Here is a 16510-nt window from a genome sequence, read left to right as displayed (position 1 = left end):
ATTTGCATCAATAATAAGCCAATATAAACCCTAGTTCAGAATACTAAACCTTGCTAATGACTGCTATTACAGGGGCGTGGTCCGAGGGCTGTTCCCAGGCTCTAGGCACTTTATCTACCGTGCTAGCACTACATCTTCCCTTGAGCGACTCACTCAACAAAATGTGATCAATGCGCATGCCGGCATTTCTTCTGAAACCCATCATGCGGTAATCCCACCAACTAAAAGTTTTCGGCGCCTGCTCAAACATTCTGAATGAATCATGGAGTCCAAGCTTAATCAGGTCTTGAAACGCCTCACGCTCTGGCGGTGAAACGAGGTTCTGCCCTTCCCATGCCTTAGGGTCATGCACATCTTCATCTGCTGGAGCAATATTGAAGTCACCCAAGAGTGCCAAGCGTTCATTCTGTTGAAGCTCCTCTGTTAACCAAGTTTGTAATGCCTTCAACCAACCTAGTTTGTATTGAAACTTGTCGCTATCGGGCGATTGACCATTTGGAAAATAGGCTGATACCAGTCTCATCGGTTTCGTACCAGCAAAGCAGACTGTCGCCGCGAGAATGCGTTGCTGCTCATCTGCGTAGTTGGGTATGTTTCTAGTGGACTTTAGAAAGGCTGTTTCTATATCTGAAGCAATAGGTGCGAGAGCCGCTTTACGCAAGATGATCGCAACGCCGTTATAAGTCTTTTGACCAGCAGCCAAACTGAGGTAACCCGCATCCTCCAGCTCTTTGTGGGGGTACTTATCATCCGTGAGCTTAAGCTCTTGCAAGCAGAGCGCATCAATCGGCTGCTTCTTACTTTCCTGATCCTGCAACCAACGAAGGACTTGTGGAAGACGAACCTTTAAGGAGTTCACATTCCACGCGGCTATTCGAACTGAATCAGTCATCAATACCGAGCTCTTGCAACTTACGAGTAATCGTATTACGTCCAATACCTAGACGCTGAGCAGCCTCTACTCTTCTGCCACGAGTAACTTCTAAAGCTGCCTGCAATACTACCTTTTCAAAGCGTGCGGTCAAGGCATCAAAAACCTCTTTATCACCATCTTGCAACATCTTGACAGCCAGACGCCCCAAACCACTCTCCCAGTCACCTCCAGCAACCTTGGCAGCAACGGGATTGCTTGGCGAAGACTCGCCGTGAATAACGATGAGTTGTTCATTTGCCTCGGAAACAATATCAGCCGGAAGATCGCTTACGCCAATCACGTTTGCAGACGTCATCACTGTTAACCAGTGGCATAAGTTCTCTAATTGACGTACATTTCCCGGAAATGGCATTGCGCTCATTTCTTTTAAAACTTCATCAGACAATTTTTTAGGTTCAACACCCAAAGACTTAGCGCAGCTCAACATGAAATGTCTAGCTAACATTGGAATGTCTTCACTACGCTCACGCAATGAAGGCATACGCAAACGAATCACATTTAAGCGATGCAACAAGTCTTCTCGAAAGAAACCAGCGGCTACTCTCGCATCCAAATTTTGATGTGTTGAAGCAATGATCCGAACATTTGCCTTAATCGGATCTTGTCCACCAATGCGATAAAAATGTCCGTCAGTCAGAACGCGAAGTAAACGGGTTTGCAGATCAAAAGGTAAATCTCCAACCTCACCCAAAAATAGAGTGCCGCCGTCAGCTTGTTCAAAACGGCCTCGACGTAAGGTCTGAGCACCCGGGAAAGCACCGCGCTCATGACCAAATAACTCCGACTCCAATAAATCCTTTGGCACAGCGGAAGTGCTTAATGAGACAAATGGCCCTTTGGCGCAAGGACTGTGCTTATGCAAGGCATGAGCAACCAACTCTTTACCAGTACCGGACTCACCAGTAATGAGTACTGTGGCATTAGATTGAGCTAAGCGCCCAATGGCACGAAAAATTTCCTGCATTGCCGGTGCTTGTCCAATAATCTCAGTGGCGTCTTGCCTCCATGCAGTTAACTCTTTCGCACCAGAGTCATTACGGATACCCTGCTCTACAGCGCGACGAATTAATTCAATCGCCTTTTCGACATCAAAAGGTTTGGTGAGATATTCAAAGGCACCACCTTGAAATGAAGAGACAGCGGAGTCCAAATCAGAATACGCAGTCATGATGATGACTGGTAAATTCGGGTGACTTGCCTTCACGTGCTGCAATAAATCCAAGCCGTTGCCACGCGGCATACGAATATCGGAGATCAGCACCTGAGGAGATTCTTTTTCCAGGGCATTCAGAACGTCATTTGGATTAGAGAAACTCTTGTGCGGAATATTTTCACGCGCTAGAGCTTTTTCTAAGACCCAACGAATAGATTGATCATCGTCAACGATCCAAATTGGTTTCATGATAATTTCTCCTGCCTACGGTATGGAATTTGAATATGAAAATCGGTGCGCCCTGGACGGCTATTACAAGCAATAGACCCCTGGTGCTGCTGTACAAAGGTTTGCGCTAGGGTAAGACCAAGCCCACTACCACCCTCTCTTCCCGAAACTAATGGGAAGAAGATGCGCTCAATAATTTCTTCTGGAATGCCAGGGCCGTTGTCAATCACATGCAGATCCATCGCTAATTTGTAGCGATGCTTTGCAATCGTGACTGAACGTGCCACGCGGGTCTTCAGCTCAATTTGTGCAATGCCACTGCTAATCTCTTCAGAAAGCGCTTGTGCAGCGTTATGCACAATATTTAATGTTGCCTGAATCAATTGTTCGCGGTCACCCAGAACATCAGGCAAGCTAGTGTCGTAGTTACGAATAATTCGCAAACCTTTGGGAAACTCTGCCAAGACCAAACTACGCACGCGCTCTAATGCTTCGTGCACATTGAAAGATTCCATCACGTGCGCTTTGCGATGCGGCGCTAAGAGACGATCAACCAAAGTCTGCAGGCGATCTGACTCTTTAATAATGACTTGCGTGTACTCGCGCAAGCCTTTGTCTGGTAACTCAAACTCTAATAGCTGTGCCGCTCCACGAATACCGCCCAATGGGTTTTTAATCTCATGCGCCAAATTACGCATCAATTGTTTATTTGCTTCAACTTGCTGCGTGACGCGTTCATCGCGCTCACTACGCAACTGTTGATCAATCGGAAACCACTCCATCATGATCAGCGCGGGATCCTCTAAAGCTGCAACCACGACATGCGCTGGAATGGAATCTTGATGAATACTGCCCGGCAATGAATGCAAAACCATTTCCTGGCGTTGGGTCAATACATGACCCTGTTTCACTTCAGAAATCATACCTCTTAATGCTACGTTGTCACCAAATAAGTTGTGCACAGATTGACCCTCAAGTGATTTACGCGAGAGATCCAGAGCTGACTCAGCAGCCGGGTTCACGTACACCAATTGTTGGTTCTCAGCCTCAAATACCACGATGGCATTGGGCATCTGATCAAGCAATGTCGGAAAAAAAGGAGCAGCCGTAGCTGCTCCCTTGAACGAATTGCGCAACAGACCTGCGCTCAAGTTCTCTCCTTCGCTTACAGGGAGTAGTACATATCAAATTCGATTGGATGGGTAGTCATACGGAAACGTGTGACATCTTCCATCTTCAAATTGATATATGCATCAATCATAGATTCAGTGAATACTCCACCACGAGTCAAGAACTCGTGATCCTTCTTCAATGCGTCCAATGCCTCTTCCAAGCTTGCGCAAACGGTTGGGATCTTTGCATCTTCTTCTGGTGGCAAGTCATACAAGTTCTTGTCAGCAGCTTCGCCTGGATGAATCTTGTTCTGTACGCCATCCAAACCAGCCATCAGCAATGCTGAGAAGCAGAGGTATGGGTTAGCCAATGGATCTGGGAAACGAGTCTCAATACGACGACCCTTAGGATTTGGAACGTGTGGAATACGGATTGAAGCAGAACGATTACGTGCTGAGTAAGCCAATTTCACTGGAGCCTCAAAGCCTGGAACCAAACGCTTGTATGAGTTTGTACCTGGGTTGGTAATTGCATTCAATGCTTTAGCGTGCTTGATGATGCCGCCAATGTAGAACAATGCAAACTCTGACAAGCCTGCATAACCGTTACCAGCAAACAAGTTCTCACCATTCTTCCAAACGGATTGGTGAACGTGCATACCAGAACCGTTATCGCCAACTACTGGTTTAGGCATGAAAGTTGCTGTCTTGCCATAAGCATGAGCAACGTTATGAATGACATACTTCTGCCAGATAGTCCAGTCAGCGCGTTGAGTCAATGTGCTGAACTTGGTACCCAATTCATTTTGGCCTTGGCCAGCAACTTCATGGTGATGAACTTCAACTGGAATGCCCAATGATTCAAGAATCAAGCACATTTCAGAACGCATATCTTGGAATGTATCTACAGGAGCAACTGGGAAGTAACCGCCTTTTTTACCTGGACGGTGACCAGTGTTACCGCCTTCGATTTCTGCACCAGATGACCATGGAGCTTCTTCGGAATCAATCTTCACGAAGCAACCCTGCATATCGGCACCCCAACGAACGCCGTCAAAAATGAAGAACTCTGGCTCTGGACCAAAGTAAGCAGCATCACCTAAGCCGGTGCTCTTCAAATACGCTTCAGCGCGCTTAGCGATAGAACGTGGATCGCGATCGTAACCTTTGCCATCAGCTGGCTCAATAACGTCACATGTAAGAACCAAGGTTGGCTCTTCATAGAATGGATCGATGTAAGCAGCTGTTGGATCTGGTTTGAGCAACATGTCTGAAGCTTCAATACCTTTCCAACCAGCGATAGATGAACCGTCAAATGCATGACCGCTCTCAAATTTATCTTCGTCAAAAGCAGAGATAGGCACTGTCGTGTGTTGTTCTTTACCCTTTGTATCCACAAAGCGGAAATCAACGAAAGTACATTCTTTCTCTTTAACCAACTTCATCACATCAGCGACGGTCTTCGTCATGCAAATCTCCTCTATTAACTAAATTCGGAATCAAAACTTAAGGCATACACCCTTGTTCATTCCAGGCACCAAACATGCCTACTGGATGTATGTAATTTACTGAAGCAAACAAATGGGAACACTCATTATTGCACTGTTTAAGTGCTGAAATATCCCTCATACAAGCCTAAATACCCCTATTTGCACCTTTTTAGTGCAACTAAGACTGGCTGATGTCGTGGATTTCGTAACCCAGCTCTTGGGTGCCTGTTCTCAAGGCAGTCCAAGCGCTTTCTAGAAGGTTGGCATTGCCCTTAATCCCCAGCTCAATATGACGCTGGGCATAAACACCCCCCTTAGAGGCGTCACCGACAGAAGGGAGACTAAAGACCTTCACCCCTGGAAAATTAGCCTCTATGCGCTCCATTAAGGGGGTCAAGGTAGATTCAACTCCCTTAGGAACAATGAAGCTTTGCTCTGCCCAATTTTCTTGATGGAATAGATCCTTGTAGAAAGTATCCAAACACCAAGCCATCATCGGCGCAGCCATTACCGGAAAGCCGGGCACAAAGTGATGCTCCTGTATCCGAAATCCTGGAATTTGGTTGTATGGGTTTGGAATAATTTCACTACCAATCGGAAACTCCCCCATCTTGAAGCGATGCTGATTTTCTGGAGTACTTAAATCTGACTTGATTGGATCTCCTTCAGCCATCGACTGAATGCGGCCAGCAATCAATTCTTGCGCAGTTGGATGTAATTGCGTTTTTGTGCCGAGAGCAAGTGCCGCACATTGACGGGTGTGATCATCCGGTGTCGCGCCAATGCCACCAGTACTAAACACAACATCACCACTTGCAAAACTGTCTTTAAGTGTTGCAGTAATTTGCTCGGGATCATCAGCAACGTATTTAGCCCATGCAAGACTGAGGCCGCGCTCATTGAGCAACTCGATAAGCTTACTCATATGCTTATCTTGACGACGACCAGACAAAATCTCATCGCCAATCACGATTAAACCAAAGCGACGTTGGGCTTTGTTTGGTACTTCTATTTCAACTTTTTTAATTGCATCAACCATGGTAAGGCAGTTCCATATCAACAACGCGAGATTGCACTGTGAGCGCCTGATCCAACTCTTCTTCTCTCAATTGCTTGAGTGCATCTAATAAGAAGTAGCTAAACCATAAAGCAGCAAACACAAAAATCAGAGAATAAATCCAAAGGGCTATAAAGCTCACTATTGGAAATAACACTAAAGCCAATGCAGAGGTAGCCCAGAAGAAAGTTGGCACTGCGCCCAACATGCCTGAGGCTATACCCATACAGAATAAAGGCCAGCGATATTTTTGAAGCAGAAGGTCGCGCTCTTCTGAACTGGCATGCTGTGCTAGAACGTCATACGACATCAGGCGCATCGTTAACCATCCCCATAACAATGGAGGCAAGACAGCCACCAGTGGAGGAACCCACCACACAGGTAGGGTGAGCATCACCAACGCAAGACAAATGAGGGCTGACCATAGGCTATAGATCAAACTGCCAAAGAAACCGCCACCCTTCTTGCACTCTAGATCCTGAAATTGTGATTGCTTAGAGGCGATCTTCACAATCGAGGGTACCGTTGAAAACGCGATGAAGACTAACAAGCTAATCGTAATCAGGGGGATGATTAGCATGACAAAAAATAATGGCGCAATCCACGCTCTAGCATTTTCAAAACCCGCCCAAACCAAACCCTCTTGGATCCAGCTCGTAAAGACGGAAGTTGTTAGAAAAATGCTTAATGTTTCTAAGGCGGGCGTCCATGTGAGCCAAATGAGGCAACCCCATAAAACTGAGACGATCAAAAATGGCCTGAAGCTCAGCCATAACATTCGCGGATGCATGGTTCCAACTAATGCCATGCCAAACGATTTAAATACTTGCGGTAATCCGACCATACAACTCCTATTGCCTGCAGACTTGCAGTCTACTTAGGCTTGAATTCTTTAATGGCGCGCACCAAGCTTTGCCATTGTTGAGTGATGATATTTTCTGAAACAGTTAAATTTCTGACTCCCGTAGGATAGACCTCTTTGGTGAAGATGGCCGTTCCGAATAACATATCCCACCACGGAAACAAAATACCAAAATTACAACCGCCCAATACGCCGGGTTTACCGATAGCATCATGCCCATAGCCCACGGCATGATGCATACGGTGAAACATTGGGGATACCAATAAATATTTAGCAGACCCTAAGTGAACCTTAATATTGGCGTGCTGCCAACTTTGAATAAATTGGCTCAGCGCAATCAACATAATGAATTGCCCTGGCGATACACCAATCAACAGCGCGAAGAAGGACATGATTGCTGCTCGCATCACATCATCCAGAATGTGACTACGATTATCAGACCAGGCCGTCATTACAGTTTGGCTATGATGCAAGGCATGCAATTGCCACCACCAGTTAAACGCATGCGAAGCGCGGTGATAAAGAAAATCCACAAAGTCCAGAATGATGAGATAGATCAAGAAGCTAACAACGGGGACTGATGTCACGCCTGGCCACCAGGACTCTACATTCAGGCGATCAAAACGGAAATCATGCAGGATGGAATCAATCTCAAAAAAGAATCCAGATAGGCATATAAAAATCAAGCCATGAAATATTCCCAGACGATGAAATAAGGTATATAAAACATCTGCCCTGCTCGACTTTGAAAAACGCTCTTGCTTTTCTGCTGGGGCTAGGCGCTCCCACGTTCTTAATAAAACAATGATTAAGAAGAGCTGAACACAACCAAATAAGAACCAATCGATCCCATCAAATACATCCTCAGCCCAAGACATTAAGTCGAATTGGTACAGAATCGGACCCACTACATTAGCAAACAAAAACTCCTGAACGCTGGCATAAGCATTCGAAATCATGGAGGTGACGGTAGTGAGGTCCATGCTTTATTTTGACTGATTTGCAGAATCTTTGGGCAGTAGCCCAAAACAGAAACCACGGCCCTTCAGGTTAACAATCAACTGCTCCAAAACCGCAGGTGCCCATGGATCTTTTCTAGACCAAATACCCAAGTGAGCCATGGTGATATCGCCATCCTTTAGATCTCTACTCGCTTTGTCCAACAGAAGGTGATTGGGATGCTTCTCGGAGTTCAACTCATCTCCCAAGAAACCAGCGGGAGCCCAGCCAATATGCTGATAACCGCACATATCACCCATTCGAATCAAGGTAGGCGAAGTTTTACCTCCGGGCGCACGCCAGATTTTCTGCAGCGGCTGATTTGTCATTTCTTGAAAGCGCTGATCAACCCGACGTATCTGCTTACACATTACTGCCTCGTTATACAAAACAGTTTCTCCCGCCTTTGGACCAAATTGCGGCTTCTCAAAAACCTGTCCCTTAGGGCCATCCTTCACAAAGTAATCATGGTCGTAAGTATGGCTACCAAAATGATTACCTTCCTTTGCTAATTGCTGCCAAAAGGGTTTCCAAGAATCATCTAAAGCAAAGTCGCCGCGGTAGGTTTTTTCATTGGCCAAGAAAAAAGTAGCCTTTACGTTTTGCCGCTTGAGAATCTCAGCCACTTTTTCAGCCACTGACATATTGCCGGTATCGAAAGTGAGGTAAACCTTCTTACTGCATTCTGCGGCTTGAGCATTGGCGCCCAATGAAAAACAGCCGAGCATAAGTACGGCTGCGATACGGATGAATGCGTTAGGACTTAGGCGCTTCATGATATTAATTATTCCCATCCAGCCCTTGGAGTAAAAAACACACCATGTGGTGACTTACCAACCGGAATCACCGTTACCAACTTCATTGATGGGATATCAATTACCCCAACCTTTTTAGAAAAGCGGAAAGTAACCCACATCGTTTTACCATCTGGAGTAATTTCCATATCGTCTGGGCCAGCTGGCAGTCCAGTGATATCGCCCACCTTCTCCAAGGTTTGCATGTTGATCAAGCTGATCGTAGAAGCAATGCGGTTACTGACAAATACATGCTTTTTGTCACCTAAAGGACGGAAGTTATGAGCACCCTTCCCAGTAGGGATACGCTTTACTTCTTTGCGATTTTTCCAATCAATTACTTGAACATAGTCATCACCAGTAATACCCACTAAGAGGCATTGATCGCCAGGCGTCATCCACAAACCAGCAGGCACTTTACCCGTGGGCATTACCCACAATACATTTTGTGTTTCAAGATCTATTGCAGCAAGTTCACTAGAGTCTTGCAAAGTAATAAATGCAATTTTGCTATCTGATGTAAAAGCAATATGACTAGGTGTCTTACCCAGCTTTACGGTCTTAGCTAATTTGAGATTTGCACTGTCGGCAGCATAAATATCCACTCGATCCAAGCGATTGCCATTGGCTATAAACCATTTGTGGTTTGGGGAGTAACCAATTTGGTATGGATCAATAATGTTCGGAATCTTGCCAGTCAACTCACCCGTAGTTGGATTCATCAATACAACATCATTACCTGCAGCATTAGCAATCAATAATGATTTTTGATCTGGGGTCATCATGAGGTGATGAGGTTCCTTACCAACTGGGATTGTTTTAACAATCTCACGCGTGTTCATATCGATCAAACTGACAGATGCAGAACCAGAATTCAGAATCACTGCCAACTTAGGTTGATTTGCAGGAGTTGATGAGGCTACGGGGCTAGTGGTTTGCCCAAAAGCAGTTTGATTGGCCAACAAAAGCGCCAATAATGCAGAGGTCGCGATTGTGCGAAAACCTCTAATCTTGATAAATTTGTACATCCCTCCATTGTAAGCAATTGGGGAGACTGAATAGACCTTCAAATCCAGTGGATATGCTTTGGATTTGACCTAGCGCAAGCTTGTTAAAACCTTTTCGAGCCGCTTTAAGGACATGGGGGTTGGGGTTTTGAGCTCTTGAGCATACAAAGCCACCCGCAACTCTTCCAACTGCCAACGAAAATCCGTTAAAGCTTGATCCTCAGCCATCGCATAAGAGGCAGACCCCTTGTTACCCTGCATCAGTTTTTGCCACGGACGAGCAACCGATTCCCAATCTTTTTGACATTGGGCATCACGACTAGGATTTGATCGTAATTTATCAATCCGCATCGCAATTGCTTTTAAGTAGCGTGGCACATGCACCAATTGGGAGTATGGTATCTCCGCCACAAACTTAGGGAAGATCAATTCCTGCATCTGCGCTTGTATATCGGTGTAGGCGCTTGGCGAGGCTGCTTTTGCACTGGCAATCTTTTTCTGCAAATCTGCATGGGCTTGCAATGCATTTAACGCGTGGCGAGCAATCTCTTGGGCAATGAGTGCCAATCTCGGTTTTCCAGCTTGTAGGCGCTCGGCAAATTGTTCTGCATTCACCGGAAGTTGCTCGGTCATAAAAGCACGCTCAAGGGCAATATTCAGAATCTGATCAATCAAGCCCTCTACTGATCCCACGTTAATAAATAGTAAGCCCAATTCACGAATACCGGGCAATTTTTTTTGCAGGGCTTTGAGCGTGTCTTTATTACTCAGTGCAAATAAGCGACGTAGTCCTAAAGCATGCTGTTTGCGAGCCTCCTCTAAATCATCAAATACCTCAAGATCACAAAAGTCAACACGATCTACTAGGGCGGGGTAACCAAACAGAGTTTTATTCCCCTTTTGAATCTCTAAAGTTTCTGGCAACTCACCAAACTCCCAAACGCGGTAGCCACCCTGCTCGACCTTACGAGTGGTATCGGCGGTGTTTGCACCTCCGTTTGCATTGGGTTTAGATTTTTCACCTAGAGGTGGCTCCATTCCCAACTCGAACTGAGCAGTCTCTTGGGCAATCGCTTGGAAGGCATTGCGAGCGGTCTGTCCATACTCTGAACGTAAGCGAGCCAAGTTGCGCTCTACCTCGAGCTGGCGTCCATGTTCGTCAATCAGACGGAAATTCATCGAGGAATGCAGTGGTAATGCCTCTGGCCTAAAGTCAGTTCGTTTAATTTCTAAGCCGCGCTCTTTGCGGATATCGCCAATCAGGCTATCTAAAAAATCACCAACGCCAAATTGCTTCTCTTCTAACTTGCGCTCAAGAAAAGACTTTGCATAATCGGGCAATGGCACGCAATGGCGTCTGAGTTTTTGCGGTAGTGATTTAAGAAGCAGCAATACCTTCTCCTCACACATTCCAGGTACTAGCCATTCACAACGACGGCCATCTACTTGATTAAGCTGGGTCAAAGGAACAACAAGGGTTACGCCATCCTTTGGGCTGCCGGGCTCGAAGTGATAGGTGAGACTCAGCTGCGCACCACCGACTAACATCGTCTTTGGATAGCGATCTACGGTAATACCAGCCGCCTCATGGCGCATCAAGCCCGCTTTTTCTAGGCGAAGTTGAGTATCAAGATCTTTTTCGGTATTTCTATCTTTCGTTAGCCACGCCTTAAGACTTTCACGACTACGCACTTCTTTAGGTATTCGAGATTCATAAAAAGCAAATAGCAAATCATCATCTACTAATACATCTGGTCGACGCGAGCGGTGTTCTAAGGCTTCGATTTCTTTAATCAAGCGACGGTTATGCCAAAAGAATCCAAACGCATTAGGATATTTTTTCTTGGCATCGGTTTCTGTTTCACGCTGGAGCGCTGGTGTATCCATGCGCCCAAACATTTCTTCCTGCACCAGGGCTTGGCCAATAAATAACTCCCTAGTTTCCTCGGGATTGTGTGGTTCATATCGAACCCTACGGCCATGATAAATCGGCAAGCCATACAAAGTGCCCCGCTCAAAAGCCATTACCTCACCCTGACGGTTATCCCAGAAAGGATCACTAAGGGATTTGATTAGACGATGCGCAGCAACACGCTCCACCCATTGCGGCTCAATCTTCGCAATCGTTCTGGCATACATGCGATTCGTTTCTTGAAGTTCCCCAGCCAATATCCAGGCGCCTGCCTTTTTGCCAATAGTAGAACCAGGCCAAATGAATGGACGAATACCCCGCGCGCCAACATAACCACCAGTTTTGCTATTGCGATCTTGAGATTTCTCGTCCTCTTCTTTTTTGGCTATATATCCGAGCAGGCCTGTTAATAAAGAAAGGTGCACCTGCTCATACGTTGCAGCTAAAGCATTTTCTTTCCAGCCCTTCTCGCCCAGCATGGTATGCAGTTGACCATGAACATCGCGCCATTCGCGTAAGCGACGTGGTGATAGAAATTTACTTTTACATAAATTCTCAAGCTGTCGATTGCTACTCTTATGCTTTAAGGCATCTTGATACCAGTTCCAGAGTTTGACGAAACTCAGAAACTCAGAGCGTTCATCAGCAAACTGTAGATGAGCTTGATCGGCGGCGGCAGCTTGGTCCATGGGACGATCACGCGGATCTTGAGTTGCCAAAGCAGATGCGATGATGGTGACTTCCTTTAAGGCATTCTGCTCTTTAGCAGCTAAGAGCATTCTGCCAATGCGCGGATCAAGCGGTAAGTCTGCTAATTGTTTGCCAATAGCAGTGAGCTTGAAGCTGTTATTAATATCCTTGCCATCTGCAGGCTCTGATTCATCGAATTCAATTGCGCCTAATTCATCCAAAAGCTGCACGCCATCAGCAATTGCTCTACCCAAGGGTTTATCAATGAAGGGGAAATGCTGGATCTTGGGTAAGCGTAAGGAGCTCATGCGCAACAGCACTGCAGCTAATGAGCTACGCAATATCTCTGGATCAGTAAATTTAGGCCGCCCTAGATAATCTTGCTCGCTATGTAAGCGAACACAGATGCCATCGGATACACGACCGCAACGCCCTGCTCTTTGATTGGCAGCAGCTTGCGAGATGGGTTCAATTTGTAACTGCTCTACCTTATTGCGATAGGAGTAGCGTTTGACCCTCGCTAGACCACTGTCGATCACATACCGAATGTTCGGCACTGTTAACGAGGTCTCTGCAACGTTGGTTGTCAGAATAATCCGTCGCCCATTGCCTGGGCTAAAGACCCTCTCTTGCTCGGCGACTGATTGACGCGCAAATAAACTCAGAATCTCGGGATGGAAGCGTTGCTGCAAGACATGATCTTTACGCAAGGCTTCTGCGCAATCGCGTATCTCACGCTCGCCCGGCAAGAAGACCAACACGTCTCCTGCGCCCGCTGCTCCTTCTCGCCATAAGCTGGCGATCTCTTCCGTCACCGCATCCGAAATTTCCTTGGCAGTTTTGGATTCTTTTTTGCCATCTGGCTTGGTATCCGGCTCCAGCGGTGAGTAACGTTGCTCTACCGGAAACAATCTACCGCTGACTTCGATAACGGGCGCTACCTTGCCATTAATGGCAAAGTGCTCGGCAAAACGCTGGGCATCGATGGTTGCTGAGGTAATGATCAGCTTGAGATCTGGCCGCTTTGGGAGTAGCTGGCGCAGATATCCCAATAAGAAATCAATGTTTAGACTACGCTCATGCGCTTCGTCAATGATGAGCGTGTCGTAGGCGCGTAACTGAGGGTCGCGCTGAGTCTCTGCTAGCAAGATACCGTCGGTCATCAGTTTGATAGAAGCGGTATGACTAGTCTTATCAGCAAAACGAACTTGGTAGCCCACATCTTGGCCAATGGGCGAACCTAGCTCTTGGGCGATGCGCTTGGCTGTAGCGGTGGCTGCAATCCGTCGAGGTTGAGTATGGCCAATGAGCTTGCCGCCATTAATCGTCCCTCGCCCCAGATCCAAACAGATCTTCGGAAGCTGGGTGGTCTTGCCCGAGCCAGTCTCACCGCACACAATCACCACCTGGTGGCTCTGCAGGGCATCCTTGATGAGCTGACGCTGACCAGAGACCGGCAATTCCTCTGGAAAGCGAATTTCTAGCTTACGTAAGGTGTTGGAAGCAGGCACAGGCTGTGGCATTGCATTGGGTTTTTGTTGGTTTATGGGCTCTTGCACCCTATAATTTTCTCACTATGCCAACAAATGCACCGAACCAGGCCTTAATGGCCGAAGAAACGACCTCCAACTTCCCTTTCGTAGGGTGGTTGCGCGATGTTGCGCCCTACATTCATAGCTTCCGTGAGAAGACCTTTGTGATCGCCTTTGCGGGTGAACTTGTCCAAGAAATCGGCCTTGAGAATCTGATTGAAGATATCGCCATGCTCCATGCTATGGGTATGCGGATTGTTTTGGTTCACGGTATCCGCCCACAGATTGAAGAGCAATTGATGCTCCGGAAAATTAAAAGTAAGTTTGGTAAGAGTGTCCTGCACAGCTATCGGATTACTGATGCTGCTGCGCTCGAGTGCGTGAAAGAAGCTGCCGGTGAATTGCGCCTCGATATTGAGGCAGCATTTAGCCGTGGTTTACCAAACACTCCAATGGCTGGCTCACGTATCTCTGTGATCTCAGGAAACTTTATTACTGCAATGCCTGTGGGTGTTGTTGAAGGCACTGACTACATTCATACTGGCCTTGTACGTAAGGTCGACTCTAGCTCTATTGGGCAGTCCTTGGACAGCAATAAAATTGTTTTGCTTTCACCTTTAGGATTCTCACCAACAGGACAAGCATTTAATCTAGCGTATGAAGACGTGGCAGCATCGACTGCTGCTGCACTGAAAGCAGATAAGTTAATCTTCTTGAGTCCATATCCAGGCCTAAAAGATGATGAAGGTGATTTCATCACTGAACTATCTATGCCTCAGTTGCAAGAGTATGTTGCCCAGAATAAAGACATGGATCTTGGCATGAAGGGTTTGCTCAATATCTCTGGTAGAGCAATACGAGCAGGCGTTAGCCGGGTTCACTTTTTGCCCTGCAATCAGGATGGAGCGCTCCTCGAAGAGCTCTTTACCCATGATGGTATTGGCATGATGCTAGCCTCATCTGATATCGAGAACTTACGTGAAGCCAATCAAGATGATGTCGGCGGTATTTTGCAGTTGACGATGCCTTTGGAAGATGAAGGCATCTTGGCGGCTCGTGGACAAGACGTGATTGAACGTGACATTCAGCGATTCTCAGTTATAGAGCATGACCGAGTTCTTTTTGGTTGTGCCGCCCTCTTCCCATTCCCGAATGGTGTTGGTGAGTTAGCTTGTCTCGCAGTAGATCCTGACGTACAAGGTTCGGGTGACGGCGAGCGTCTACTCAAGCGTGTTGAAATGCGCGCCAAGCAAGAAGGTATTAAAAAATTATTTGTTCTCACCACTAGAACTGAGCACTGGTTCTTAAAGCGTGGCTTTAAACGGGCATCAGTTGATGATTTGCCTGAGGAAAGAAAACAAATATATAACTGGGACCGCAAGTCTATGGTTTTAACTAAAGATCTATAAGTAATTTAAGAAACTGAAGAAATACTAGAAAGGCATTACAGATGGCACGCATGGTTCAATGTATCAAACTCAATAAAGAAGCTGAGGGAATGGATTTCGCCCCGCTTCCAGGCGAGCTAGGTAAGAAGGTTTGGAATCAAGTCTCCAAAGAAGCTTGGGCTGCTTGGTTAAAGCACCAAACAATGCTGATTAATGAAAACCGCCTCAATATGGCCGACCCACGTGCACGTCAGTACCTCTTAAAGCAGGTAGAAAAGTACTTTTTTGAGGGTGGTGCTGATATGGCTCAAGGTTACGTACCGCCTGCAGAGTAAGCAAATATCGGTTGCGGTGTTGCAGCAAAGAGATGATTGAAAAATATATTCTGAATTGCTGTTGACACTGCCAACGATAAGCGTAGGATGAAGTTGTGGTGAGACAGAATTAGTGTCACACTCACATTGGCGAAAGCCACTTAAGATGAGCGCATCTGTGCACTCATAGATGTCGGAACTAATTACCTTCCGATTATCTGCGCCATGCATATCATGGCAGATAAACCCGATGGGCATACCCCGTCGGGTTTTTTAATTTCTACAGCGCAATTCTTGCAACGCCAGCAGCGTTGCTGACCAACAGAATATTGGCTTTTTCTTTAGCAAACAGGCCGACGGTAATCACACCAGCGATTTGATTGATTTGCGCTTCCATCTGAATAGGGTCGGCAATCTTCAGGCCAGCTATATCCAGGATCCAACCACCGTTATCGGTGACAAAAGGCTCGCTAGGAGTTTGATTAAGATCAGCCCTAGTGCTCTTTGCCAGACGGAGGGTAACTTTTCCGCCTAATTTCTCCAACTCACGACTCACAACGCCTTTCGCAAGAGGAATGATTTCTACTGGTAATGCAAAGTTGCCTAGCACCGGTACTTGTTTTGATGAATCGCAAATGCAAATGAATTGCTTTGCCATGGAGGCAATAATTTTTTCTCTGGTGAGCGCTCCGCCGCCACCCTTAATCATATGACCCAAAGGATCAATTTCATCTGCCCCATCAACATAAGCTGGCAGACCTTGCACATCATTTGGGTCTAGCACCTTAAAACCGTGTTTGAGTAAGCGTTCAGTCGTAGCGTTAGAGCTCGATACCGTGCCCGCAAAATGATCCTTATGCGGAGCTAGCGCATCAATGAAGCAATTGGCAGTCGAGCCTGTGCCAACACCTAAAATCTGTCCGGCAGGCAGCTTAAGGACTTCATCTCTAGCCGCCTCGCCTACCATTTGCTTTAGTTGATCTTGGTTCATATAGCTATCAAATGCCTTTACTGGAACTGAGTAATTAATCCATCTAT

Annotated in this window: 13 protein-coding genes; 2 read left to right on the top strand and 11 right to left on the bottom strand. The window is 46.4% G+C overall.

Translation table 11 applies throughout. The annotated features are described in order from the left end of the window. Positions 1-43 precede the first annotated feature (43 nt). The 10 genes from xth to hrpA all read right to left on the bottom strand — a co-directional run bounded on the left by xth (position 44) and on the right by hrpA (position 13797). Positions 44-892 carry an exodeoxyribonuclease III gene (xth, locus tag ICN44_RS05090; RefSeq protein WP_216262990.1) on the bottom strand — a complete coding sequence of 283 codons (849 nt, stop codon included), beginning with the start codon at positions 890-892 and terminating at the stop codon, positions 44-46. Next, positions 885-2336, bottom strand: a complete 1452-nt coding sequence (gene ntrC / locus ICN44_RS05085; RefSeq protein WP_216262989.1) for a nitrogen regulation protein NR(I) — start codon at positions 2334-2336, stop codon at positions 885-887. The genes xth and ntrC overlap by 8 nt, the downstream gene beginning before the upstream one ends. Continuing rightward, positions 2333-3454 carry a nitrogen regulation protein NR(II) gene (gene glnL, locus ICN44_RS05080; RefSeq protein WP_370624878.1) on the bottom strand — a complete coding sequence of 374 codons (1122 nt, stop codon included), beginning with the start codon at positions 3452-3454 and terminating at the stop codon, positions 2333-2335. Before glnL ends, ntrC begins: the two co-directional genes overlap by 4 nt. Before the next feature lie 26 nt (positions 3455-3480). Beyond that, positions 3481-4896 (bottom strand): type I glutamate--ammonia ligase, encoded by a 1416-nt coding sequence (gene glnA, locus ICN44_RS05075; RefSeq protein ID WP_215321863.1) that lies wholly within the window; start codon positions 4894-4896, stop codon positions 3481-3483. Positions 4897-5095: 199 nt separating this feature from the next. Beyond that, a complete protein-coding gene (locus ICN44_RS05070; RefSeq protein ID WP_216262987.1) occupies positions 5096-5956 on the bottom strand; it encodes a molybdopterin-binding protein in 861 nt (286 codons plus the stop codon). Next, positions 5949-6818 (bottom strand): EI24 domain-containing protein, encoded by an 870-nt coding sequence (locus tag ICN44_RS05065; RefSeq protein WP_216262986.1) that lies wholly within the window; start codon positions 6816-6818, stop codon positions 5949-5951. The genes ICN44_RS05070 and ICN44_RS05065 overlap by 8 nt, the downstream gene beginning before the upstream one ends. 29 nt (positions 6819-6847) lie before the next feature. Then, entirely contained in the window at positions 6848-7819 is a 972-nt protein-coding gene (locus ICN44_RS05060) for a sterol desaturase family protein (RefSeq protein ID WP_216262985.1), read from the bottom strand. A gap of 3 nt (positions 7820-7822) precedes the next feature. After that, positions 7823-8611, bottom strand: a complete 789-nt coding sequence (locus ICN44_RS05055; RefSeq protein WP_216262984.1) for a polysaccharide deacetylase family protein — start codon at positions 8609-8611, stop codon at positions 7823-7825. A gap of 8 nt (positions 8612-8619) precedes the next feature. Then, on the bottom strand, positions 8620-9639 hold the full coding sequence (locus ICN44_RS05050; protein ID WP_370624877.1) for a cytochrome D1 domain-containing protein: 1020 nt from the start codon (positions 9637-9639) through the stop codon (positions 8620-8622). A gap of 87 nt (positions 9640-9726) precedes the next feature. Further along, entirely contained in the window at positions 9727-13797 is a 4071-nt protein-coding gene (gene hrpA, locus ICN44_RS05045) for an ATP-dependent RNA helicase HrpA (RefSeq protein WP_370624870.1), read from the bottom strand. Between the two features lie 17 nt (positions 13798-13814). On the opposite strand from hrpA, the gene argA reads away from it, so the two are divergent. After that, positions 13815-15179, top strand: coding sequence for an amino-acid N-acetyltransferase (gene argA, locus ICN44_RS05040; RefSeq protein ID WP_216262983.1), 1365 nt, complete (start codon positions 13815-13817; stop codon positions 15177-15179). 41 nt (positions 15180-15220) lie between these two features. Further along, positions 15221-15493 (top strand): oxidative damage protection protein, encoded by a 273-nt coding sequence (locus tag ICN44_RS05035; RefSeq protein ID WP_046330271.1) that lies wholly within the window; start codon positions 15221-15223, stop codon positions 15491-15493. 259 nt (positions 15494-15752) lie between these two features. Here the strand turns inward: ICN44_RS05035 and rpiA are convergent, their stop codons facing one another. Then, positions 15753-16463, bottom strand: a complete 711-nt coding sequence (rpiA, locus tag ICN44_RS05030) for a ribose-5-phosphate isomerase RpiA (RefSeq protein WP_216262982.1) — start codon at positions 16461-16463, stop codon at positions 15753-15755. Positions 16464-16510: the final 47 nt, after the last annotated feature.

The sequence above is a fragment of the Polynucleobacter sp. JS-Fieb-80-E5 genome, from assembly GCF_018882015.1.
Lineage (GTDB): Bacteria > Pseudomonadota > Gammaproteobacteria > Burkholderiales > Burkholderiaceae > Polynucleobacter.
This window is presented reverse-complemented; position numbering and strand designations above follow the sequence as displayed.